The sequence below is a fragment of the Stenotrophomonas sp. YJH_SMC_79 genome (assembly GCF_059367995.1).
On the sequence record NZ_JCAFRK010000004.1, the window covers coordinates 310866 to 333117 of the forward strand.

At 68.0% G+C, this 22252-nt stretch carries 25 protein-coding genes; 10 read left to right on the plus strand and 15 right to left on the minus strand.

Features of this window, described 5'->3' with window-relative positions; all coding sequences use genetic code 11:
• Window position 1: 1 nt before the first annotated feature.
• From gspG to AC5P57_RS16755, 7 genes are all read right to left on the minus strand, one after another.
• Window positions 2–439 carry a type II secretion system major pseudopilin GspG gene (gene gspG / locus AC5P57_RS16725; RefSeq protein WP_005409890.1) on the minus strand — a complete coding sequence of 146 codons (438 nt, stop codon included), beginning with the start codon at window positions 437–439 and terminating at the stop codon, window positions 2–4.
• A 57-nt stretch (window positions 440–496) separates the two neighbouring features.
• Window positions 497–1057, minus strand: a complete 561-nt coding sequence (locus tag AC5P57_RS16730; RefSeq protein ID WP_239503792.1) for a hypothetical protein — start codon at window positions 1055–1057, stop codon at window positions 497–499.
• Between the two features lie 144 nt (window positions 1058–1201).
• Window positions 1202–1753 (minus strand): hypothetical protein, encoded by a 552-nt coding sequence (locus AC5P57_RS16735; protein WP_099553474.1) that lies wholly within the window; start codon window positions 1751–1753, stop codon window positions 1202–1204.
• A gap of 58 nt (window positions 1754–1811) precedes the next feature.
• The gene (locus AC5P57_RS16740) at window positions 1812–2792 is read right to left on the minus strand and encodes a FecR family protein (protein WP_099553473.1); all 981 of its coding nucleotides are present in this window, start codon (window positions 2790–2792) and stop codon (window positions 1812–1814) included.
• Window positions 2793–2861: 69 nt separating this feature from the next.
• Window positions 2862–3392, minus strand: coding sequence for an RNA polymerase sigma factor (locus AC5P57_RS16745; RefSeq protein ID WP_099553513.1), 531 nt, complete (start codon window positions 3390–3392; stop codon window positions 2862–2864).
• A gap of 16 nt (window positions 3393–3408) precedes the next feature.
• Window positions 3409–4089: a TonB-dependent receptor gene (locus tag AC5P57_RS16750; RefSeq protein ID WP_315974200.1), complete on the minus strand. Its 681-nt coding sequence runs from the start codon at window positions 4087–4089 to the stop codon at window positions 3409–3411.
• A gap of 608 nt (window positions 4090–4697) precedes the next feature.
• On the minus strand, window positions 4698–5162 hold the full coding sequence (locus AC5P57_RS16755; RefSeq protein WP_005413654.1) for an Lrp/AsnC family transcriptional regulator: 465 nt from the start codon (window positions 5160–5162) through the stop codon (window positions 4698–4700).
• 128 nt (window positions 5163–5290) lie between these two features.
• Here AC5P57_RS16755 and AC5P57_RS16760 point away from each other — a divergent pair, with 128 nt between their 5' ends.
• From AC5P57_RS16760 to AC5P57_RS16775, 4 genes are all read left to right on the plus strand, one after another.
• Window positions 5291–6022: an AzlC family ABC transporter permease gene (locus tag AC5P57_RS16760; protein WP_262235022.1), complete on the plus strand. Its 732-nt coding sequence runs from the start codon at window positions 5291–5293 to the stop codon at window positions 6020–6022.
• Entirely contained in the window at window positions 6019–6333 is a 315-nt protein-coding gene (locus tag AC5P57_RS16765; protein ID WP_099604053.1) for an AzlD family protein, read from the plus strand. Before AC5P57_RS16760 ends, AC5P57_RS16765 begins: the two co-directional genes overlap by 4 nt.
• A 152-nt stretch (window positions 6334–6485) precedes the next feature.
• Complete coding sequence (locus AC5P57_RS16770) at window positions 6486–6914, plus strand: PAS domain-containing protein (protein ID WP_010485321.1); 429 nt, start codon at window positions 6486–6488, stop codon at window positions 6912–6914.
• A complete protein-coding gene (locus AC5P57_RS16775) occupies window positions 6911–8440 on the plus strand; it encodes a diflavin oxidoreductase (RefSeq protein WP_262235021.1) in 1530 nt (509 codons plus the stop codon). Before AC5P57_RS16770 ends, AC5P57_RS16775 begins: the two co-directional genes overlap by 4 nt.
• Before the next feature lie 87 nt (window positions 8441–8527).
• Here AC5P57_RS16775 and AC5P57_RS16780 read toward each other — a convergent pair whose 3' ends face one another.
• Window positions 8528–9334: a TOBE domain-containing protein gene (locus AC5P57_RS16780; protein WP_099553461.1), complete on the minus strand. Its 807-nt coding sequence runs from the start codon at window positions 9332–9334 to the stop codon at window positions 8528–8530.
• A gap of 183 nt (window positions 9335–9517) precedes the next feature.
• On the opposite strand from AC5P57_RS16780, the gene AC5P57_RS16785 reads away from it, so the two are divergent.
• The 6 genes from AC5P57_RS16785 to AC5P57_RS16810 are packed head-to-tail and all read left to right on the plus strand — an operon-like array spanning window position 9518 to window position 15668.
• The gene (locus AC5P57_RS16785) at window positions 9518–11503 is read left to right on the plus strand and encodes a TonB-dependent receptor plug domain-containing protein (RefSeq protein WP_262235020.1); all 1986 of its coding nucleotides are present in this window, start codon (window positions 9518–9520) and stop codon (window positions 11501–11503) included.
• A 2-nt stretch (window positions 11504–11505) separates the two neighbouring features.
• The gene (locus AC5P57_RS16790; protein ID WP_262235019.1) at window positions 11506–12048 is read left to right on the plus strand and encodes a DUF2478 domain-containing protein; all 543 of its coding nucleotides are present in this window, start codon (window positions 11506–11508) and stop codon (window positions 12046–12048) included.
• A complete protein-coding gene (locus AC5P57_RS16795; protein ID WP_262235018.1) occupies window positions 12045–13082 on the plus strand; it encodes an ABC transporter substrate-binding protein in 1038 nt (345 codons plus the stop codon). The genes AC5P57_RS16790 and AC5P57_RS16795 overlap by 4 nt, the downstream gene beginning before the upstream one ends.
• A gap of 2 nt (window positions 13083–13084) precedes the next feature.
• Window positions 13085–14098 (plus strand): FecCD family ABC transporter permease, encoded by a 1014-nt coding sequence (locus tag AC5P57_RS16800; protein ID WP_099553451.1) that lies wholly within the window; start codon window positions 13085–13087, stop codon window positions 14096–14098.
• Window positions 14095–14871: an ABC transporter ATP-binding protein gene (locus AC5P57_RS16805; protein ID WP_099553449.1), complete on the plus strand. Its 777-nt coding sequence runs from the start codon at window positions 14095–14097 to the stop codon at window positions 14869–14871. Before AC5P57_RS16800 ends, AC5P57_RS16805 begins: the two co-directional genes overlap by 4 nt.
• Window positions 14868–15668, plus strand: coding sequence for a class I SAM-dependent methyltransferase (locus tag AC5P57_RS16810; protein ID WP_495219673.1), 801 nt, complete (start codon window positions 14868–14870; stop codon window positions 15666–15668). Before AC5P57_RS16805 ends, AC5P57_RS16810 begins: the two co-directional genes overlap by 4 nt.
• A 76-nt stretch (window positions 15669–15744) precedes the next feature.
• Here the strand turns inward: AC5P57_RS16810 and AC5P57_RS16815 are convergent, their stop codons facing one another.
• The 7 genes from AC5P57_RS16815 to AC5P57_RS16845 all read right to left on the minus strand — a co-directional run bounded on the left by AC5P57_RS16815 (window position 15745) and on the right by AC5P57_RS16845 (window position 22252).
• Window positions 15745–16413, minus strand: coding sequence for a sulfate/molybdate ABC transporter ATP-binding protein (locus tag AC5P57_RS16815; protein WP_099553445.1), 669 nt, complete (start codon window positions 16411–16413; stop codon window positions 15745–15747).
• A complete protein-coding gene (gene modB, locus AC5P57_RS16820; protein WP_005413347.1) occupies window positions 16403–17086 on the minus strand; it encodes a molybdate ABC transporter permease subunit in 684 nt (227 codons plus the stop codon). The genes AC5P57_RS16815 and modB overlap by 11 nt, the downstream gene beginning before the upstream one ends.
• A gap of 3 nt (window positions 17087–17089) precedes the next feature.
• On the minus strand, window positions 17090–17833 hold the full coding sequence (gene modA / locus AC5P57_RS16825; protein WP_099553440.1) for a molybdate ABC transporter substrate-binding protein: 744 nt from the start codon (window positions 17831–17833) through the stop codon (window positions 17090–17092).
• 19 nt (window positions 17834–17852) lie between these two features.
• A complete protein-coding gene (locus AC5P57_RS16830; protein WP_005416832.1) occupies window positions 17853–18629 on the minus strand; it encodes a helix-turn-helix domain-containing protein in 777 nt (258 codons plus the stop codon).
• Between the two features lie 11 nt (window positions 18630–18640).
• A complete protein-coding gene (locus AC5P57_RS16835) occupies window positions 18641–19855 on the minus strand; it encodes an oxygen-independent coproporphyrinogen III oxidase (protein ID WP_262235016.1) in 1215 nt (404 codons plus the stop codon).
• 142 nt (window positions 19856–19997) lie between these two features.
• On the minus strand, window positions 19998–21329 hold the full coding sequence (locus AC5P57_RS16840; protein ID WP_012480466.1) for an MFS transporter: 1332 nt from the start codon (window positions 21327–21329) through the stop codon (window positions 19998–20000).
• A gap of 23 nt (window positions 21330–21352) precedes the next feature.
• Entirely contained in the window at window positions 21353–22252 is a 900-nt protein-coding gene (locus AC5P57_RS16845; protein ID WP_495219674.1) for a peptidylprolyl isomerase, read from the minus strand.

The window sequence follows — 22252 nt, forward strand, 5'->3', positions numbered from 1 at the left end:
CTCACAGCTGCCAGGAGCCGATGTCCGCGTTCCCGGCGTCGCCACCGGGCTTGCTGTCCGCACCCAGCGAGAACACATCGATGTCGCCGTGGGTGCCTGGTATCTGATACTGGTACGGATGGCCCCACGGGTCATTGGGCAGGCGATCCAGATAGGGCGTGACCGGCATCGCGCCACCGCCCTGCGGTGGCTTCACCAGTGCCTGCAGGCCCTGCTCGGCACTGGGATAGCGTCCGTTGTCCAGCTTGAACAGTTTCAACGCCTGCATCAATGCGGCGATGTCCTGGCGCGCCGCCACTACGCGCGCCTGGTCGGGACGGTCCATCAACCGCGGCACGATCAATGCGGCGAGGATGCCGATGATCACCACCACCACCATGATCTCGATCAGGCTGAAACCCTGCTGCCGAGCCCTGCGACCACGAACCTGCCTTGCCATTGTTCCGCCCTCGTCATCCTGGAAGAGACCGCTGCGCCATGGTCAGCGGTGCATGTGTCAGTACGATAAACATCCGCCGGAAATCCGCTGCGCGTGTGCCTGTGCAGGCGCAACACGTGCAGCCGGGGCACATGCAGACTCGAACAGGTGCTGCGGCACGCCGGCCAGCGCATCGTCGATGCAGCCGCGCAGCAACGGGTGCGCGCAGGCCTGCAGCAGGCGCACGCACTGCATCGGCGACCACGCTGTTCCATGATCCAGGCCGATGAACATCCGATAGGCCTGGTGATAGCGCAGGTCGTCGTACACGCGCTGGGCACTTTTCAGATCGCGCACGACCACCAGCAGGGCCGCGCGTTGCAGCAGCCGGGCATCGCCTGCGTCAAGCGGCAGCGCGCTCATGGCCGCCTCGGGCCAGGGCCGCAGCTGCAGGTCGAGGGCTCTTCGCAGCGCCACCAGTGGGTGCGCACTACCATCCAGTGCCGCCCAGCGCGCCGCATCCGCCCAGGCGTCACTGGACAGCACCCAGACCCAGGAGTGCCCGTAACGGTGCACATTCAATGGCGTATGCCGTGCCTGCTCCAGTGACTGGCTGAGGTGACGATCCAGCTCCAGCATGCTGATCCTGCGACTGTCTGCCATCGGCGCCGCCCGTGCTCCGCGACGCGTGGTGCGTCGTACTCTGGAGAAGACGTCAGCAAGGCAGGTGAAGCGACAGCGCGCATGCAGCTCTGTGCACTGCGTGGCGCTTCATCGGCAACGTCATCGCAGCGTCATCCGGCTGCAGGCTTCGCGCTCCAGTCGCGGCGCTTCGCCACCACAACGGCGTGCCAGTGTCGCCACGTCGCTGCGCGCGGCGAACGCGACCAGCGCATCGGTCATGTCCACGTCGTCGCCCCATGACGCCATCGCAACACGCAACGCAGGCAGTTGCCAGCCGTCCATCACGCCGTGGGTGCCCGCCACGAACCAGTGCCACAGCCGATGGTGCAGCACCTGCTCGTGCAGCTGCGCCAGATCGTCAAGGCCGTGCATCCCCGTCAACAACAGCGCACGCGCGAGGGCCGCAGGTGACAATGCACCGGCTTCAGACAGGGGGAGTGCCTGTTGCTGCAGGCGCAGCAGCATCGCCAACGGGTGCGACTGCGGATCAAAGTCCAGCAGCACTGCCTGTTGCTGCCACTGCGCATCGGACACCACGCACACCCATGGCGAGCCATAGCGATGCACCATCAAGGGCCGTCGCTGTGTGGTTTCCAGCAGCGCCGACAGATTGCGACGCAGATCCAGCACACCGATGGTCTCGTTGCGCATCCTTGGCTTCTCCTTGCTTGCAACAGCCCTGCACGGTGCGCACGGCCAGCGTCTTCATCTATCCAAGGACGGCAATGCCACCCGGAAAGCGACGCAGATCCAGCGACATCGTCAGCCGCAGCTGCTCAAGCGCCGCATCCGGGTCATCAATGCGGAAGCGACCGCTGACCGGGGCACGCGCCAAGGCCGATTCGCCCAGCAATACCTTGCCGCGGCGGTAACGGTTGATCTCCTCGACCACCTCGCGCAGCGGTGCGCGACGGAACACCAGCATGCCTTCGGTCCAGGCACTCACTTCCGAGGCCACAGCCTCGGCCACCACGCCACTGAGGCGCTCGTCATAGCGGGTCTGCTGGCCCGCCTGCAGCTGCAGGCGGCCCTGCGGGTGCTCGATGCGGGCGCTGCCCTGCAGGCAGGTAACGCGCACCTGCCCCTGGGTGTTGCGTACGTCCAGGCGCACCGCGCCCTCATCGGCAATCACGCAGCCCGGGCCCGCGAACAACGCCAGGTGCAGGCCCGGCCGGGTCTCGATCGCGGCCTGGCCCTGCACCAGCTCGAAGCCTTCGCCCTGCGCGTCCGCGCGGCGGCGCAGGCTGCTCTGCGTATCCAGTTCGATCTTCAGCTGTGGCGAGGGCGCGATCTGCAGACGTTCACCGGTGCCGGTGTGGAAATCGGCCGCCATGGCTGTCACCGAAGGCCACAGCCCCAGCGGCGGGCGGATCGCCGCCACCACTGCCAGGCTGGCCGGGGCGGCAATCGCGGCGCCGAGGAAGGCACGGCGACTCCAGCGCTGGGCTGGCGTCGGCGCGACCGGTTGGCGCGTGGCCGCGGGCAGCTGCTCGCCGGCCAGCCGTACCTGCTCCCATTGCCGGCGCGCACGGCCGAACGCTTCACGATGACGGGGATCGGCCTCGCACCACGCGCGAAACCTGCGCCCGTCTGCGGCGGTCGCCTCGCCCGAGGTCAGCCGTACCACCCACGCGTGGGCCTGACGCTCGACGGCATCCAGCGGGCGTTGCGGGCGATCGTCAGGATCCATGGGGGCTCATGCCGGACCCGCACGCTGCGGGGTTCTGATCGGCGTCAAAGTGTAGACGGATGCCGTCGCTCAGAACCGCACCTGGCGCCCCTGCCCGCTGCGCTCGGCCAGGTAGTCCTGGGCCGCCTTCAGCTCACGCTGCACCAGCCGCAGCGACACGCCGAGATGCTCGGCCACGTCGCGCTGCTGCAGGCCATCGACGCGGATTGCCAGCAGGATGCGGCGACGGCGCTCGGGCATGCGTTGCAGCAGGCCGACCATGTCTTGCAGCGCGAAGTCCAGTTCGGCCGCCTGCGCCGGGCCCGGTGCCGGGTCGGCCATGTCCATCAGCGTATCCACCTCCTCCAGGCTCAGCAGGCGGTGGTCTGCACGTTGGCGGTCGATCACGGTGTTCATCGCCATGCGCAGCAGGTAGGCCGCGGGGTTCTGCACGGCGTCCAGGCGGTCACGGCGCGCGCTCAGGCGCATCCAGGTGTCCTGCAGCGCGTCGCCGGCCAGCTCTTCCGAGCCCAGCTTGCGCACCAGCCGGCGCTTCAGCTCATCGTAGGCGCCCAGAAGGTGCTCCATCAGGTCAACTGCCCCAGCCGTACCGTTGCTCATGTTCGAATCCTTGAAGTCATGGAAGGGGCGCACGCCGGCCACAGTCGTGGTCGGTGCCGGAAGGACGGATCTGCAGGGTCACCGGCTGTGGCAGCGCGGCGGCCTCGGTCGCCAGCACCAGGCCCTGCATCGCCTGCAGCAGGCGGGCATCGCGGCGGGGGCTGCCACTGCCTGACAGCAGCTCGGCCTCGCTCACCTGGCCCGCGCCGTCGATGCGGAAGCGCAGCGTCGCGGCATAGCGGCCGGGCGCGATCTCCGGATCGTCACAGAACACCGCACGCAGGCGCTGCTGCAGCCCGCCATACCGACGCCGAAGCTCAGCATCGGCCAGTTCGGCACCGACACCAGGTCCGGCGGCCAGGGGCGTGCCCCGGCGCAGCACCACACGCTGCTCGCCAATCACCTCGACCTCCACACCTGAGTCCTGCAGCAACATCTGCAAGGCAGGCAGTGGCGCAAGGCTGGCGCGCAGCGCATGGCTGCTGCGGCCCGCGGCAAGATCGCCCGGGTACATCACCGACCACCCGCTGATGACGCTGAAGCGCTCGACCGCCTGTTCCAGCGGCTGCGCGGGGATGTCGTAGGCATGAACACCATCCTGCGCGGCAGCGGCAAAGGACAGCAGCAGCCATGCGGCGATGGCCACCTTCCAAGTTCTGACCGCATGGTGTCCATTCAGCCCCCTGACGTAGAACACATGACCCTCGGCAGCGACAGCAGCTGCAGTGGACGCGCACCACGACCGGAACCCCGGCCCGCGCGCGACCAGCAAGCGGGCTCAAACCGTACCGGGGCCACATGTCATTGCGATGACCGCCGCCCACAGCCTGCCGTCGAGGCAGGCTCGGTAAAGCCAGTCATGCATCAGGAATCAATGAATCGAACAGACATGATCATCTGCGCACGGGGTCGGATCACGTGCCGACCCGAACGTGTCGACCAAGGTCGACACCCACCAGGAGCAGCTCGTGCCGTTCCGACAGATCGTGGAAATCTGTCGAAGGCGGGGTGGGTCCGGTTGCAGGGGTGTCCGCGGCATGGATGCCGCGGCCAAGCCCCCATGGGTGAGGGCGCTTTGCTTGCGAAGCACTGCTTCGCAAGCGCCCGAACGCACAGCCGCCAGCGGCTGGGCCGGACCGCGGAGCGGGGTTTACGGCGTCCCCTGCAACCGGACCCACCCCGCCATCCCTCGGAATGCAAGCTGTTGCTTCGGCTGTTGCTTCGGCTGTTGCTCCTGAGGTTGCCGGCCAGCGGCCGGCACTACCCGCGGGTGCCGGGTGCAACCCGGCCGCAACCACCCATCCCTCAAAGCGGCAGCTGGGTCGTCTGCTTGATCCGCTGCATCGGAATCTCGGTCTTGGTGTTCTGCACCCCGGCAATCCGGTTCAGGTGCTGCATCTGGAACTGCCGGTAGGCATCAAGATCGGCCACCGCCACCCGCAGCAGGAAGTCGCAGTCACCGGCCATCAGATGGCATTCAAGGACTTCCGGAAAAGACTTGATGCTGTTAATGAAGTGATTGGTGGTGTCCTCGTCCTGTCCGCGCAGCCACACCCGCACGAACACCGTGAAGCCACGCCCCACCTTGGCCTCATTCAGCAGGGCAACGTAGCGGTCGATGTAGCCGCCTTCCTCCAGCAGCCGCACCCGGCGCAGGCAGGCCGAGGGCGAAAGGCCCACCAGCCGGGCCAGCTCCAGGTTCTGCAGGCGACCGTCACGCTGCAGGGCATCGAGGATGCGCCGATCAAGGTTGTCGAGCTGGTACTGCATGGAATTTCACCAGTGGCGACATTGGCCGCATGTAATCTCAATATTCTCGGATTCAATGGCATCAACGCAACCCTATTTCGCGATCGGGCCGCTAGCATGGGCCACCCCCACCTTAGTTGTGCCGTTCGATGGACGCCCGTACCACCCTCCCCCTGCCCGACACCTGCGACACCGCGCCGCGTGCCGAATTCCTGCGCGGCCTGCGCGCCGCCGTGCCGGTGATGATCGGCTTCATCCCCTTCGCCCTGGTACTCGGCGCACAGGCGGCCCAGAAGGGTCTGAGCGTACTGGAAGTGCCGCTGATGACCGGCCTCAACTTCGCTGGCGGCTCGGAGTTCGCTGCCATCGAACTGTGGACCTCGCCACCGCACATCGCACTGATCGTGGCCATCACCGCGCTGGTCAACAGCCGCCACCTGCTGATGGGCGCCAGCCTGGCCCCGCTGCTGCAGCACCTGCCGCGCCGCCGGGTGCTGCCGGCCTTGTTCTTCATGTGCGACGAAAGCTGGGCGATGGGCGTGGCCGACGCGCGCCGCCGTGCACTCGGCTTCAGCCTGGCCTACTACCTGGGCGTCTCGGCAGGCCTGTACACGGTCTGGGTGGCCTGCACCGCGCTGGGCGCGGTCGTCGGCCCGATGCTGGGCGACATCCACGACTACGGCTTCGACATGGCCTTCCCCGCCGTGTTCCTGGTGCTGCTGCGTGGCATGTGGCAGGGCATGAAAGCCGCGCGTCCGTGGCTGGTCAGCCTGGTAGTGGCCGCTGCCACCTACCTGCTGGTGCCGGGTGCCTGGTACGTGGCGAGCGGCGCACTGGCCGGCCTGGCCGCGGCCTGGCTGCTGGCGGAGGACGCAGCATGATCTTCAATGGCCTGATCCACTGGACTTCGGTACTGACCATCGTGCTGATGGCCGGCGCCACCTACCTGACCCGCATCGTCGGCTTCCTCGCGCTGCGCAACCGCACGTTGAGCAAGCGCGCAGTGACGGTGATGGAAGCCGCGCCGGGCTGCGTGCTGATCTCGGTGATCGCCCCCGATTTCGTCGCCGACAAGCCCGCCGACCTGGCCGCGCTGGCGATCACCCTGCTGGCCGCCACGCGGCTGTCGATGCTGCCGACCGTGCTGATCGGCGTGGTCTCGGCGGGTGTGCTGCGCTATCTGATGGGCTGACGCGCTTCCGCCGGGCATGGCCACTGCGACACCCGGTCGCAGGCCGTCGCGTCACCCGCTTGATCAATGTCAAACCGCCCGCCGCCGCGCGGGCGTATTTCTATGCAGGACCCGAACACGCCGGCGTTACCGGCATCCACAAGGACCCTGCGATGAGCTACACCCCCGACAACGTCCAGCTTCTGAACGCCATGCAGAACGTCATGGTGATCTCCACCACCGACCTGCAGGGCAACATCACCTACGCCAACGACCTGTTCTGCACGCTCACCGGCTTCGCCCGCGAGGAACTGATCGGCCAGCCGCACAGCATCGTGCGCCACCCGGATGTGCCCAAGGCCGTCTACAAGGACATGTGGGACACCATCAAGGCCGGCAAGACCTGGACCGGCATCGTGCCCAACCTCGGCAAGGGCGGCGTGCTTTACGTGGTCGATACCACCGTGCAGCCACTGTTCGACGCCGACGGCAACATCACTTCCTACATCAGCATCCGCCGCGTGGTGAATGACCTGATGCAGAACTACGACCTGGTCGAGTTCAGCAAGGAAAAGTTCGACGACTTCTACGAGGCCGCGTGAACGCCCTCCCGACCAGTACGCCCTTCAGCCGCCTGCTGGTGGGTTTCGCGTCCGAGTCGGGCAACGCCCGCGCCCTGGCCCAGCGCCTGGGCGCGGACCTGCAGCCACACGGGCCGCAGGTGCTCCCGTTCAACGACATCGACGTGGCCAGTCTCGGCCAAGGCGATGTGCTGCTGGCGATTTCCAGTTCGTTCGGCGATGGCGAACCGCCGGCCAATGGCGAGCAGTTCTTCGAAACGCTGCGCCAGACCCCGACGCTGAGCGGCCTGCGCTATGCAGTGTTCGGCCTCGGTGACACCGGCTACCCCAGCTTCTGCGGCTTCACCAAGGCGCTGGATGCGGCGCTGAGCGAGCGCCAGGCGCAGCCGCTGCTGCATCGCGTGGATGCCGACCTGGGCTACGAGCAGTTCTTCCAGCAATGGCAGCCGGTGCTCGGCCAGGTGCTGGATGGCGACCTCAGTGCCGGCCAGGACCTGCACCTGCAGGTGACCGCCTATGGCGAAGACAATGCCTTTGCCGCCTCCATTCTCGAACGCCGCCGCTTGAACAGCAGCGATCCCGCTGCCTGGCACCTGCAACTGGACATTGCCGGCAGTGGCATGGCCTACCGCGCGGGCGACACCCTGCACGTAGTACCCGAGAACGACCCTGCCCTGCTGCAGGCATTGGCCGCCTGGTATGGCGACACCGCCGCCGTGGCCGCCCTGCACGACCGCGAGCTGCGCCTGCTGAGCAAGGGCGTGCTGCGCGAACTGGCCAAGCTCGGCGGTAGCGAGGTACTGAAGGGCCTGTTGAAGGTCAGCCAGAAGCGCGAGCTGGAAGCCTACCTGCACGGTCTGGACCTGCTGGACGTGCTGCAGGACCACGCCACGCCGGACAGTGTGCCGCTGGCCCGACTGCGCGAACTGCTGTCACCGCGGCTGCCCCGCGCCTATTCGATCGCCTCGCACCCGTGCGACGACCAGCTGAGCCTGTGCGTGCGCGAAGTGCGCTACACCCTGCGCGGCCGCGAACGCTTCGGCACTGCCACCGGCAGCCTGCTGCATGGCGGCGACCATGCCCGTGTGTACTGCCGCTCCAACCCTGGCTTCCACCTGCCCGATACCGGCGAGGCACCGCTGCTGCTGGTCGGCACCGGCACTGGCATCGCCCCCTTGATGGGCCTGATGCAGGAACTGCAGGCCAACGCCTGCGAGCGCGAAGTGCACCTGGTGTTCGGCGAGAAGCACCGCCAGCACGACTACCTGTATCGCGACCAGCTGCAGGACTGGCACACGCGTGGCGTGCTGGCCGGCCTGCATACCGCGTTCTCGCGCGATGGCGCCGAAAAGGTCTATGTGCAGCATGTGCTGCAGCAGCGCGCCAGCGAAGTGCGCGACGTCCTGGCCCGCGGTGGGCATCTGTACCTGTGCGGCAACAAGAGCCACCTGGAAGGCGCGGTCCGTGAGGCCATCGATGCCATCGGTGGCGAAGGGCACTGGGACGCGCTGCGAGGCGAAGGCCGTACGCACTGTGAGTTGTATTGACCTTTCCATGGGGTAGCGCCGGCCGCTGGCCGGCTGCGCTTCGCACCACGCGCTGCCGGCCAAGGGCCGGCACTCCCCAAGACCCCTCTACATCGGCACGCCCACGATCACGCTCGACGCCTTGAACAGCACCATCGCCGCGCCGCCCTCCTGCAGCTCCAGCGCTGCTGTACTGGCACGTGTGATCACCGCCACCACGCTGCAGCCATGGCCGATATCCACCACCACCTCGTCGTTCACCGCGCCCTCGGTGATCCGCTCCACCGTGCCGGCGAACTGGTTGCGTGCCGAGTAACGCGCCCCCTCACCCTGCGCCACGATCACCGACGAGGCCTTCACCAGCGCGTAGGCCGGCACGCCCACCGCCAGGCCCAGCGATTCCACGCTGCCATGGGTGATGGTGGCGACCAGCGCGAGGCCCGGCGCCACTTCAATCTGCACTTCATCGTTCACTGCGCCGGTGGCCAGCCCACTGACCCGGCCATGGAACTGGTTGCGTGCACTGGTGATCATGCCGATTCTCCGGATCAGGGCCAGATCCTCGTCCAGCCCAGGGGTGGCCTGCAGCGACTGCAGGAACGTACGGTGCGCGCGCTCGACCTCCTCGAACCGGGCGATCAGCTGGTGGCCGCGCTCGGTCAGTCGCGCACCGCCACCACCGCGGCCGCCCACACTGCGCGCGACCAGCGGCTCGCCGGCCGCGGTGTTCATCGCGTCCACTGCGTCCCAGGCGTTCTTGTAGGTCATGCCCATGCGCTTGGCGGCCTGGCTGATCGAGCCACAGGCGTCGATCAGGCCCAGCAGCGCGAAGCGTCCGCGGCCACCCAGGCTCTGACCGGCAATGCTCAGCCACAGGTTGCCCTGCAGCTCCAAAGGCGGTTCGGCCTCGCTCATCGTGCTCGTTTCCCTGCGTTTCGCGCGAACGGCCAGTGTACGGCGTCGCCCCCCTGCACCGGGCTTGATATGGATCAAGGTGGCCGCGCCGGCCAGCAACGAGAATCCCCGGGTCGGTCATCAAGTTGACCCCTGCCAACCGTTATATCATCTTGGATATAACGAACCCGAGGACTCGCGAGGATGCGTACCTGTCGTTTCGTTCTACCCCTGTCTGCCCTGCTGCTGCCGCTTGCCGCCGCCGCGGCCGACGCCACCTCGCCGCCCCCGGTGTTCACCCTGGGCACGATCGACGTGCATGCCGAGCGCGGCACCTCGCCCACCGTCGCCGAACGCAGCCTCGATGCCGAACGCATCCAGCAGCTCGACCGCACTACGGTCGGTGATGCGGTCAGCGTATTGCCTGGCGTGAGCCTGGCGCGCAACTCGCGCAACGAGGACATGGTCTACCTGCGCGGCTTCGATGCGCGCCAGGTACCGGTGTTTCTCGACGGCATCCCGCTGTACGTGCCCTATGACGGCTACGTGGACTTCGGCCGCTTCACTACCTTCGACCTTGCCGAGATCCAGGTCGCCAGCGGCGGCGCGTCACTGCTGTATGGGCCGAACATCCTCGGCGGTGCGATCAACCTGGTCAGCCGCCGTCCGGAACGTGCGCTGGAAGGTGACGTGCGGCTGGGCGTGGCCGATGGCGGCGAACGCAAGGCAGCGGTCAATATCGGCGGCCGTCGTGGCGACTGGTACTTCCAGCTCGGTGCGTCGATCCTGAAGGCCGATGAGTTCCCGCTGCCAGACGGCTTCGTCGACTACAAGCGCGTGCCCACCGATACCGGCAAGGACCGCCGCAACGCCTCGCGCGACGACCGTCGCCTGTCGTTCAAGCTTGGCTATACCCCGCGCGAGGGCGACGAGTACGCGATCGGCTACGCGCGCCAGGACGGCGAGAAGGACAACCCGGTCTACACCGGCACCGCCCGCAGCGGCATCCGCTACTGGCGCTGGCCGTGGTGGGACAAGGACAGCCTGTACTTCATCGGCAACACCCGCCTGGGCGAACACACCACGCTGCGCACCCGCGTCTACCGCGATACCTATGGCAACGGACTGGATGCCTACACCGACGGCACCTACCAGGTGGCGATGGACAACAGCAGCTTCCCCAGCATCTACGATGACCGCACCGTGGGCGGCTCGGTGACCCTGGCCACCACGGCCCTGCCGCGCCAGGAACTGCAGTTCGCGATCCACTACAAGGAAGACCAGCACAGCGAGCGCAACCCGCACTCGCCGACCAAGGACTTCCGTGATGTGACCACGTCGGTGGCGATCGAGGACCGCATCGCGCTGACCGACACCTCGCACCTGCGCGTGGGCATCGGCCATGACCGCCGCGACGCCAAGCGCGTGTACTTCTGGCCGACCGGCAGCACCGATGCCACCAATGCGGTGCTGGAGTACGTGCAGCAACTGGCGCCGGACCAGCAGTGGTATGCAAGCGCCGCGCGGCGCACGCGTTTCCCGACCATCAAGGATCGCTACTCCGCGCGCATGGGTTCCGCCCTGCCCAACCCGGATCTGAAAGCCGAGCATGCCACCCACTTCGAGGTGGGCCTGCGCGGCCGCTGGTGGGAAGGCGGTCAGCTGCAGGCGGCGCTGTTCCAGAGCCGTATCGATGACCTGATCCAGAACGCGGTGGTGGCCTCGCGCGAATGCGGCGGCAGCACCTGCAACCAGGCGCAGAACATCGGCAAGGCCCGCCACCAGGGCGTGGAACTGGGCCTGCGCCAGCGCATCGGCGACGACTGGGACCTGCAGTCCAGCTACACCTGGCTGCGCCGCACCAACCTGGAAAACCGCAGCGTGGCCCTGCTCGACAGCCCGCGCCAGCGGCTGTTCATGGCGGTGGGCTGGCAGTTGCTGCCGCAGCTGAAGCTGCAGGCCACGCTGGAAGCCGAACAGGGCCGCAAGGTCAGCTATGCCGATGCCGCACGCCCGGTGCGTGACCTGCCCGGCTATGGCATCACCGGCCTCAAGGCCAGCTGGAGCCCGCGCGATGCCTGGGATTTCGATCTCGGTGTACGCAACATCGGTGACAAATGGTACGAACTGGCCGACGGCTACCCGATGCCGGGTCGCACCTGGTTCGCCAATGCCAACTGGAGGTTCTGAGCATGAGCGCTGTACAGCCGCCGCGCATCGCGGCCATCGTGCATGACCACAGCGGCGAACCCGATGGCTTGCTTGCCGCATTCGCCGCACGCCAGCTGGCCGCCGGCCACCGCGTGCGCGGGCTGGTACACCTGCCACACGAGCCCACCGCCAACGGCAGGAAGCGCATGGCACTGATGGACGTGACCGATCCCGGCTCGCGCTATCCGATCAGCCAGGCACTGGGTCCGGCCTCCTGCGGCTGCAACCTGGACCCCGGTGGCATCGCCGATGCCAGCGTGGTGCTGCGCCGGGCCTTGCAGGACCATGCCGAGCTCGCCATCGCCAACCGCTTCGGCACGCTGGAATCGGAAGGCGGCGGCATGGCCGATGAGCTGCTGGCGCTGATGCTGGCCGGCATCCCGTTGCTGACCGCGGTGAAGCTGCCCTACCTCGACGCGTGGCGCCAGTTCACCGGCAGCATGGCCATCGAGCTGCCCGCCGAGGACGCGGCGCTGCAGGCCTGGTGGGATGCCTGCCGCAACGCACCCGAGGCCGCAGCATGAGGCGGCGCGCCCTGCTGCAGGCGTTCGCACTGGCGCCGTTGCTGGTTGCCAGTGCCGAGCTGCTGGCGATGCCGGCGCAGCGCGTGTTGCGGCTGGGTGCGCCCAAGGCCACGCCCAAGCGCGTGTTCGCGGCCGGTCCGCCGGCTGCGGTTTTGCTCGCCGCCGTGGCACCCGACCGCCTGCTGGGCTGGCCGATGAAGGTCTCGCCCGACGCATTGGCGCAGCTGCCGGCTGCGCTGCGCACGTTGCCGGTGGTCGGCCGCCTGGCCGGGCGCGGGAGCACGGTCAGCCTCGAGCGCCTGCTCGCGATGCAGCCGGATCTGGTGCTGGATGCCGGTGACTTCGATGCCAATTACCGCGACTCGGCCGAGCGGGTCTGGAAGCAGACCGCGATTCCCTTCGAACTGATTGCCGGACGCCTGCCCGATCATCCGGCGCAGCTGCGCCACGTTGGCCGGCTGCTGGGTGTTGCCGCACGCGGCGAAGCGCTGGCGCAGGCGGCCGAGGCGCAGCTGGCACTGGTGCGTGAGGTGCTGGCGACGCGTCCCTCTGCGACGCGGCCCACCGTGTACTACGGGCGTGGCAGCGACGGCCTGGAAAGCGGCCTGTCCGGCTCGATCAACACCGAAGTCATCGAATTCTGTGGCGGCCGCAACGTGGCCGCCAGCGCCGGGGCCGGTGGCCTCGCCCGCGTGTCGTTCGAACAATTGCTGGCCTGGGATCCGGACGTGATCCTGACCCAGGATGCCGGCTTCGCCGCGCACGCCGCACAGGATCCGCGCTGGCGCGGCCTGCGTGCCGTGCGCGAACGTCGCCTGCACTGCGCACCGGTACTGCCGTTTGGCTGGCTGGATGGTCCGCCCGGCGTCAACCGCCTGCCCGGCCTGCCGTGGCTGCTGTCCAGGCTGCATCCGGGTGCAGTGCCCGCATTGGCGCCTGCCGCGCTGCGCGCGCGCATCGGTGCGCTGCATCAACTGCTGTGGGGCGAGCCATTGCCCGCCCAGCTTGCACGCAGCCTGGATACGAACGCCTGAGCATGCGCACGCTTCCACGTTGGGCCTGGCATGCCGGTGGCTGGAGCCTGCTGCTGGCGATGCTGCTGCTGGCGTTCTCGGTCGGCCAGTTCCCGGTGCGACCGGCGGCGCTGCTGCACGCCATCGGCTGGCAGCTGTTCGGCATCGGCGAACCCAGCCCACCTGCGGTGCAGGCCGCGCTCTGGCATATCCGCCTGCCGCGCGTGCTGGCCGCCGTGCTGATCGGTGCGGTGCTGTCGGCGGCCGGTGCGGCCTACCAGGCCATGTTCCGCAATCCGCTGGTGTCGCCGGACATCCTCGGCGTCTCCGCCGGTGCCGGCCTTGGCGCTTCGCTGGGCCTGTTCCTCGGCCTGCCGATGCTGCTGGTGCAGGGCATCGCCTTCGCAGGCGGCCTCGGTGCGGTGGGCCTGGTCTGCCTGGTGGCTGCGCTGGTACGGCGGCACGATCCGGTGCTGGTCCTGGTACTGGCCGGCGTCGCAGTGTCCGCGCTGCTCGGTGCCGGCATCTCGCTGCTGAAGCTGCTGGCCGATCCGTACACGCAGCTGCCCTCGATCACTTTCTGGCTGCTGGGCGGCTTGAACGCGGTGGTCATCGACGACCTCAAGGTCACCGCGCCACTGCTGCTGATCGGGCTGTTGCCGCTGGTGCTGCTGCGCTGGCGGGTGAACCTGCTCGGCCTGGGTGATGAAGAGGCCAGCGCGCTGGGCGTGGCGGTCACCCCGCTGCGCTGGACGCTGATTGCCGCCGCCACGCTGTGCACTGCGGCGGCGGTGTCACTGGCCGGCATCATCGGCTGGGTCGGACTGGTGGTTCCGCATATCGCGCGGCTGCTGGTCGGCGCCGACTTCCGCCGCCTGCTGCCGGCCAGCCTGCTGCTCGGCGCCAGCTTCCTGCTCGCCGCCGATACGCTGGCGCGCACCCTGGCGCCAATCGAGCTGCCGCTCGGCATCCTCACTGCGTTCGTCGGTGTGCCGTGCTTTTTGCTGGTACTGGCGCGCAGCGAGCGTCGCCCATGAGCACCGCCACACTGCTGCTGGAAGCACGCAGCCTGGCCATCGGCCATGCCGGCGTGGCACTGGGCGCGCCGTTTGCGCTGTCGGTACAGCCTGGCGAGGTGCTGTGCCTGCTTGGCCCGAACGGCTGTGGCAAGACGACTCTGTTCCGTACACTGCTAGGCCTGCTGCCTGCGGTGCACGGCGAGGTGGACCTGCAGGGCTCGCCGCTACGCGCGCATGATCGCGCCGCCCGCGCCCGCCGTATGGGCTATGTGCCACAGGCCGCGCCGTTGCCCTTCCCCTGGCGCGTGCGCGAGGTGGTCGCCATGGGCCGCGCCGCGCACCTGGGCCTGCTGGCGGCACCGGGTCGCGCTGATGAAGCCATCGCCGATGACTGCCTGCGCGAACTGGGCCTGCAGGCGCTGGCCGACCGCACCGTCACCACGCTCAGCGGTGGTGAGCGCCAACTGGTGCTGATCGCACGCGCACTGGCGCAGCAGGCGCAGTTGCTGATCATGGACGAACCCACCGCCAGCCTCGACTTCGGCAACCAGCTGCGCATCCTCGATACCGTGCGCCGCCTGGCCGATCGTGGCATCGGTGTGCTGCTGTCCACCCATCAACCGCAGCACGCGCTGCAGGTGGCCGACCGCATTGCGTTGATGTCCGCCGGCAGCCTGCAGGCGCTCGGCCCTGCCCGCGAGGTCGCAACGCCCGAACGCCTCGCCACCCTGTATGGCGTCGATGCCGCACGCGTCGCCGCCGCCCTGCCCGCTTCCGGAACTTCTACATGAGTACACCGCTACCGACCCCGATCGACCACAGCGCACGCTATCGCCAACACCTGCAGGCCTGTGGCTTCCAGGCCAAGCCGGCCAGTGCCTGGGACGCGCGTGCCGCACAGTCCAGCTGGAAGCGCCGTCACGACGACTACAGCGAGGCGTTCCTCGCCCGGCTTGATCTTTCCGGCGTGGCCACCGTGCTCGACGTGGGCTGCGGCCCCGGGCTGCTGAGCCTGCCGATCGCCACGCAGGTCGGTCATGTGCATGCGCTCGACTACAGCACCGGCATGCTCGACGGCCTGCGTGCCGCCATCGCCCGCGACGGCGTTTCCAACGTCACGCCGTGGGCGCTGTCGTGGACCGACGACTGGCACGACGTGCCGCGCTGTGATCTGGCCATTGCCTCGCGCTCGCTGATGGTGGCGGATCTGGAGGCCGCGCTGCGCAGGCTGGATGCGCACGCCCGCCAGCGTGCCTGCATCACCTTCGCCACCGGTCCTCGGGCCGGCGTGCCGGAGTTGGCCGAGCTGCTTGGCCGTGATTGGGTGCCGATGCCCGACCACCGCTACCCGATCAACATGCTGCTGGACATGGGACGCGAGCCGCAGCTGGACTACCTGCCCGAATCGGTGCGCGACGTCGCGCAGGATGCCGACGGCCTGGTGCGCCAGGCGGTGGAGCTGTTCGGTGCGTTGGATGCGGATGAGGAAGCACGCGTACGTGCATGGCATACGCGCTCGCCACAGCATCGTTTCGGCATGGCGCCGACGCGGCGCTGGGCGTTCATCCAGTGGGCGACGAACGGCTGAACCGGTAGCGCCGGCCGCGGGCCGGCTGCCCCGGATTCCGTGGTTGCCGGCCAGCGGCCGGCACTACCATCACAGGTCAATTGCCAACGATGCGACCATCCACTACACGCGCCACCTGCTGCCCAAACACGGCCACATCCTGCGGGTCGTGGCTGATCAACAACAGCGGGATACCGGTCTTGTCCAGCACCGTCTCCAGCTCCTGGCGCAGGTGCTGGCGAAGATCATGGTCCAGCGCAGAGAACGGCTCATCCAACAGCAGAGCCTGCGGTTGCGTCACCAGGGCGCGCGCCAGTGCAGTGCGCTGGCGCTGGCCACCGGACACCTGGGAAGGCAGCAGATCGCCCACCGTGTCGATGCGGAATGCGTGCAACCACTGCTCCACCGCATCGAAGCGCTGGCCGATCCGCGGATTCAACCACCCCTTCTCCAGACCGAACGCCACATTCTGGCGCACGCTCAGGTGCGGAAACAGCGCGTAATCCTGGAACACGTAGCCCAACCGGCGGCGCTGCGGCGGCAGATCCACACCGGTGGCCGCATCGAACAGGGTCTGTCCCTGCAGGCGCACATGGCCCTGGCCCGGCCGAAGCAGGCCGGCCACCGCTTTCAAGGTCAGGCTCTTGCCCGCGCCCGAGGGCCCGAACAGCACCACCTGGCGCTGCGTGCACTGCAGCGATACGTCCAACACGAAATCCTGGCCGGCCGCCTGCAGGCGACGCTGCACCTGCAGGTCAAGCCACATCACGCAGCTCCCGGCGACGTCCGCCCACCAGCCGTGCAGCCAGCAACAGAATCACGATGCAGACCACCGAGGTCAGGATCACCAGCGCATTGGCCTTGCCGTCCTGGCCGGCCTGCACCGCCTCGTAGATGGCGATCGACAACGTCTGCGTTCGGCCCGGAATGCTGCCCGCCACCATCAACGTCGCGCCGAACTCGCCCATCGCGCGTGCGAACGCCAGCAGCAGGCCGGCGAGGATGCCGCGCCAGGCCAGCGGCAACGTGATGCGGAAGAACACCGCTGCTTCGGACACTCCAAGCGTACGCGCGGCCTGCTCCAGCTGACCGTCCACTTCCTCGAACGCCGCGCGTGCCGGCTTGAACACGAGCGGCAGCGAAGCCACCGCCGCGGCGATCACGGCCGCCTGCCAGGTGAACACCAGGTTGATGCCGAACCAGGACTGCAGCCACGCGCCGATCGGGCCGTTGCGACCGATCAGCACCAGCAGGTAATAGCCCAGCACCGTCGGTGGCAGCACCATCGGCAGGGTCAGCAGCGAATCCAGCAACTCACGGCCGGGAAAGCGCCGCCGCGCCAGCAGCGCGCCCAGTGCCACGCCCAGCACCAGATTGATCGCGGTGGCCCAGCCGGCCACCTTCAGCGACAACCACAGTGCGCTCCAGTCGAGATCCATGCCTCAGGGCTTGCCGAACCCGTGCTTGGCCAGGATCGCCTGGCCCTGTGCCGAACGCACGAAGGCGGTGAAGCGCTTTGCTTCGCCGGGCTGCGCGCTGGCCTTGGTCACCGCCAGCGGATACGCAATGCGCCCCGCCACCGGCACCGCGAAGGCACGGCGCACCCGGTCGGGCATCGCCTGTGCATCGGTGGCATAGACGAAGCCGGCGTCCACTTCGCCGCGCGCCACGTAATCCAGCGACTGGCGCACGTTCTGGGTGGTGATGGTCTTGCCCTGCACCGACGGCCACAGGCCCGCTGCTTCCAGCGCGCCCTTGGCATAGCGGCCGACCGGCACGCTGTCCGGGTTGCCCAGTGCGATGCGTTGCACGCCTGCACCGGCCAGGTCCTTCAAGGTACGTGGCGCAGCCTTGGCCTGCGGCGGCACCACCACCCACAGCGCATTCACTGCGAACACCTCGCGGGTACCGGCCGCCAGCAGGTCCTGCTGCTGGGCCTGGTCCATCGTGGCTTCGTCGGCCGACGCGAACACATCCACCGGCGCGCCGCGGCTGATCTGCTGCAGCAGTACGCCGGACGCGGCGAAGTTGAAGTCGACCTTGGTCCCCGGGTGCGCCTTCTCATAGGCGGCGCCCAGTTCGCGGAAGCTCTCGGTCAGGCTCGATGCCGCCGACACCGTCAGGTCGGCCGCCCACGCCGGCACCGTGGCCAGCAGTCCCAGCAACAACAGTCCAGCTCGCTTCATCGTCGGCTCCCGGCCAGGTTCAGTTCGGATCGGATTCGTCGGCCACCGCCAGCGCCGCCAGGCGCTCGGGCTGCAGCAGCAGGATCTCACGCTGCTTCACCGCGATGATTCCATCATCGCTCAGGCGACGCAGCACGCGGCTGGCGGTTTCCGGCGCCATCCGCAGGTAATTGGCGATCTCGGTACGCGCCATCGTCAGGTTGAAGCGCGTGGCGGAAAAACCACGCCGCGCGTAACGCTCGGACATGTCCAGCAGGAACGCGGCCATGCGCTCTTCAGTACGGTGGTTGGCGGCCAGGGTAGCGACCTTGCCGATCTCCGCACTGAGCAGGCTGAACAGCTTGGCCTGCAGCCCCGGCATGCGCGTGGCCAGCGAGCTGAGCTTGGGGAACGAGATGCGGCACAGGTGCACGGTATCCAGCGCCACCGCATTGCAGGGGAAGCGCGAACCGTGGATCGCATTCAGGCCGATCACTTCGCCCGGCAGGCTGAAGCCCAGCACCTGCTCGTTGCCCTGGCTGTCATCGACGAAGGTCTTGACCATGCCCGCGCGCACCGCAGCAATCGAATCGAACGATTCGCCGGCGCGGAAGATGTAGTCACCTGCATGGAACGGACCGACATGGTCGACCAGCACGTGCAGATCACCCAGTGCGGTCTTGTCGTAGCCCTGCGACATGCACGCGTCGGAAAACGCGCAGGTGCTGCAGAAGTGCAGCGCATCGCCGTCATCGGCGGCGGCGGGGTTCGGTGTGGCCTGGCCGAGGCGGCCGTGCGAAGGCGGATTCGAAGACATCGGGGCAAGACTCAAGCGATGGCGGCCGCCGGCCGGAAGCATGCGGCCATCATACGCCACAGCAGCCGCCCTTCTTCGGCCAGCTGCAGTACGCGCCCATCCCAGTGTGCCCAGCCGCGCGCCAGCAACGGTGCCAATGCCGGCAGCTGCTCGGCGAAGCATTCTTCGAACGGTTCATCGTTGCGCCATTCGAAGGCAGCCGCATCGAGCGCGTGATCGCAGGCGATGCTCTGCGCCACCTCGGCCGCCAGTCGCTCGTCTTCGGACAGGATCAATCCGGCAGACACGCCCATGTGCCCGGCCTGCAGCCGCGCACGCCATTCGCCCAGTTCGTCCTCCAGGCGGTAGAACACCTCGCCGATCTGGCTGCAGGCGGACAGGCCAAGCCCGATGAAATCGCTGCGGTCGCGGCGTGGCGCGCCGGCCAGGTCACAATGACGCTGGCCATCGCCCGGGCCATGCGGGTTGGGCAGGTCGCCGCGCTGATAGTGATCGCCACCGATCGGCTCGTAACCTGCTGCGCGCAGCAGGCGCCAGCTCTGCAGCCATCGTGCGGCCGAAGGATGTTCCGGCAGTGCACACGGCGCCGGCAACAGGATGCGCTCGGGCGCTTCGGCCAGCACCTCATGCAGTCGTTCGATGAAGCCGGTGTCCTCGCTGCCGGGCACCCGCAACTGGTAGTAGCGCGCGGTAAAGCCGACCTGTCGCGCCTGCGCCAGCAGGGTCGGCCCGGGTGCATCGGCGCGATCGATCACGTTCAAACGGGTGCAGCCCAACGCACGCAGCTGCGCCGGTGACAGCGCACTACCCGCGTCCAGACGCACCTCCACCTGTGGCCGCGCCACCGTGCGCAGGTGCTGCGGCACCGCATCCAGCAGCTGGCCCAGCTGCGGCGGCGGCAGCGTCTCGGCCAGCCCCAGCTGCAGTACCATCGCCACTACCTCGCGATCTTCAGCCAGCGCGCCGGCCTGCAGGCGCAGGGCCAGCAGCAGGGTGTCCAGATACGCCTGCGCTGGCGCATCGCGTCCACCACGACCAACCTGGAAGCCGAGCGTCAAGCCACGCGGGATCAGGTGCTCGTTGCTGGCGCGCACGGCGCCGCGCCACCCGCTTTCGCCAAAGCCGGTACTGAACTGGTCAGCCGGCGGAAACAGCACGTGCCGGGGCTGCCGCAGCAATGCCGCCTGCAGCGCAGTGTCCTCGCTCTCGTCAACGTGGAAGCTCATGGCAGACATCTTCGGGCGTTCCTCTTCGCGTGGCCCTGATTGAAATCAAGCGTGGCGCATCTGATGGTTCCTGCCGGCCAGCGGCCGGCACTACCCTTTCATCCACCACTTGGTAGTACCGGCCGTTGGCCGGCAGCACCCTTCACCCGCCACGCACCCGCTCGGCGGCAGCCGCATCGATGGCTTCGGGCAGATCGGTTTCGCGGTCGATCTGCGGGAAGTGGCGACGTTCCATGCGACGGATCGCGAAGTGCATCCATGCCAGCGCAGCCGCCACCAGCACGAACAGCAGCATGAAGCAGCTGCTCCAGATGCCCACTGCATCGTTCAACGCGCCGAACACGATCGGCAGGATGAAGCCACCCAGGCCACCGATCATGCCGACCACGCCGCCCACGGCACCCACGTGCTTCGGGTAGTACACCGGAATGTGCTTGTAGACCGCGGCCTTGCCCAGCGACATGAAGAAGCCAAGCACGAACACCAGCACGGTGAACATCACCACGCCGATGGCCAGATGGAAGTGGATCGGGCCATGGATACCCTTCACCACATACTCGGTATCCGGGTAGGCCAGCAGGAAGGTGCAGATGGCCGACACGCCGAAGGTCCAGTACATCACCCGGCGCGCGCCCATCCGGTCCGACATCCAGCCACCCACCACCCGGAACAGGCTGGCCGGGATCGAATAGCACGCCGCCAGCATGCCGGCGTGGCCCACGTCCATGCCATAGGCGCCCACCAGGTAGTGCGGCAGCCACAACGCCAGCGCCACGAAGCCGCCAAACACGAAGAAGTAGTACAGCGAGAACCGCCAGACCTGCAGGTTCTTCAGCGGTGCCATCTGCTCGGCAAACGGCACCGGCTTCACGCCTTCGCGGCGGCGCTGCTCCAGCGACGGATCTTCCTTGCTGAAGAGGAAGAACAGCACCGCAGTAACCGCCAGCGCAACGGCCCAGACCTTGGCAACCATGGTCCAGCCGGCCGCCACCATCACCAGCGGCGCCAGCAGCTTGGTCACCGCCGAGCCGATGTTGCCGGCACCGAAGATGCCCAGTGCGGTGCCCTGCTTGCTGGCCGGGAACCACTTCGACACGTAGGCCACGCCCACCGAGAAGTTGCCGCCGGCGATGCCCACGCACAGCGCGGCAATCAGGAACTGGGTGTAGGTCTGCGCATAGGTCAGCATCCAGGTGGCCACTGCGCCACACAGCATCACCAGCACCATCACCTTGCGGCCACCGAACTGGTCGGACCAGATGCCGAGGAAGACGCGGCTGACCGAACCGGTCAGCACCGGCGTGGCGATCAACAGGCCGAACTGGGTGTCATTCAAGCCGAGCTGTTGACTGATCTGGATGCCGATGATCGAAAAGATCATCCACACCGCAAAGCACACGGTGAAGGCGAACGTGCTCAGCCACAGCGCACGTTGCTGCTGCCCGGCGCTGGCGGGGGCAAGGGCCTGGTTCATGAATTTTCCTCGTTCAAGGGGGTTCAGCCGATATCCGCTTCGGCTTCGATCTCATCCAGCCCGCGCACCGGGTAGCGCTCCTGCAGCTGCAGCAGGTAGGCCTGCACCTCGCGCTGCCGCACCTGCAATTCCAGGTAGTCACGCAGCTGCGGCAACACGGCCTCGAACGGCTGCGGCTGGCCGTCCTCGCGGGCATCGACGCAGACCACGTGGTAGCCCCAGCGCGATTCCACCGGGAAGCCGGCCAGGCCCTCGCGCAGGCGGAACACCTGTCGGTCGAACTCCGGCGTGGTCTGCCCACGCTGCAGCCAGCCCAGGTCACCGCCTTCGCTGCTGGATGGGCAGCGTGAATGGCGCAGGGCGAAATCGGCGAACAGGTGCGGCGACTCCTTCAGCAGCCCGACCAGCCACTCACCCTCGGTACGTGCGGCGAAGCGCCCGGCCACGTCGTCGGCCGGCGCGGCCAGCAGGATATGGCGCAGACGCACGCGGTCGGGAGAGCGGAAGCGCTCCGGGTTCTGCTCGAAGTAGCGGCGGCAGTCTTCATCGGCCGGCACGCGGTCTTCGATCGCGTCTTCCAGCAGCTGCTGGATCAGCACTTCCTCGTCGCTTACCCGGTTGCCGTCCGGCGCCTGCAGGCCCAACCGCTGCGCTTCCAGGCGCAGCAGCTCGCGCACCACCAGTGCACGCGCCGCCTCGGCCCGTGACTGTTCCGGGCGCATCGCCCGGTGGTGCTGCATCTCGCGGGCGATGTCGGCCTCGCTGATCGCGGTCTCGTCCACGAACAGCCGGCAGGGTGCCGGTTGACCGAGCGAGCGTGGCCCCTGCGCTGCCGCGTCATGGTGATGCGAATGCGCCTCGGCGGGAACCGGTGCGGCGGAGTCGATCACGGTGATCGGCAGGAATTTCGGCAGGCTGCCCAT